This window comes from Escherichia sp. S10b (assembly GCF_028421345.1).
Taxonomy (GTDB): Bacteria; Pseudomonadota; Gammaproteobacteria; order Enterobacterales; family Enterobacteriaceae; genus ECMA0423.
Window position 1 is genome coordinate 1 of record NZ_JAHZSO010000003.1, and the last position, 842, is coordinate 842.

1 protein-coding gene and 1 pseudogene are annotated in these 842 nt (G+C 47.7%); one reads left to right on the forward strand and one right to left on the reverse strand.

Features of this window, described 5'->3' with window-relative positions; translation table 11 throughout:
* A partial coding sequence (locus FTE26_RS00380) for an RNA-guided endonuclease InsQ/TnpB family protein (protein WP_072176597.1) occupies nucleotides 1-368 on the reverse strand: 368 nt, incomplete at its 3' end.
* Between the two features lie 7 nt (nucleotides 369-375).
* Here FTE26_RS00380 and tnpA point away from each other — a divergent pair.
* Nucleotides 376-842 (forward strand): annotated as a pseudogene (tnpA, locus tag FTE26_RS00385) (IS200/IS605 family transposase); the annotation flags it as partial.

Consider the following 842-nt stretch of genomic DNA (forward strand, 5'->3'; position numbering starts at 1 on the left):
TCCTGATCGAGCTTAACGCCCTGCGGGTAGCGGAATGCATCATTCTGTCCCCGCTTTTTGAATCGGGGAAAAGCAGCCCGCTTCTGGAAGAAGTTTTTGTAAGCCCGCTCAAGGCCTTTCAGTGACTGTTGCAATGGCTGTGAGGGCGAATCTTTAAGCCATTGCGTTTCAGTGGCGTTTTTCCACTCAACCAGCCAGGAAGCCATTTTCCCGTAAGGGATGTATTTATTACCGGCCTCATGATTCTCATTCTGAAGCGCCAGAGCACGATTGAAAACGAAACGACATGCGCCTGCGAAGCGCCTCATTTCACGCTCCTGTTGACCACCGGGTCTTAACTGGAATTTAAATGCCTGTAATCGTTTCACAGGCCAAATGATACTTTGGTCTATGAATAAAGAAACCGATATCCGACGGGGAAGCATTGTGTTTTCCTGATGCATGTTCACCTGGTCTTTGTCACCAGATACCGACGTCAGATTTTTGACTATGACGCGACAGAAAAACTACGCACTTACTTTTCAAATGTATGTGCTGATTTTGAAGCTGAACTGGTTGAAATGGATGGCGAACCAGATCACGTCCATTTGTTAATTAACTATCCTCCCAAACTGGCGATATCCAGTCTGGTAAACAGCCTCAAAGGCGTATCGGGTAGGTTACTGCGACGAGATCGACCAGATATTGCAGTCAGGTATTACTACAAAGGCGTTTTGTGGAGTCCTGGCTATTTTGCCAATAGCTGCGGAGGTGCGCCAATATCCGTCATCCGCCAATACATTGAACAACAGCAAACACCTGGTCAGGTGGAAAACCGCGCCTTATATCCCCGCCCTGAAGGA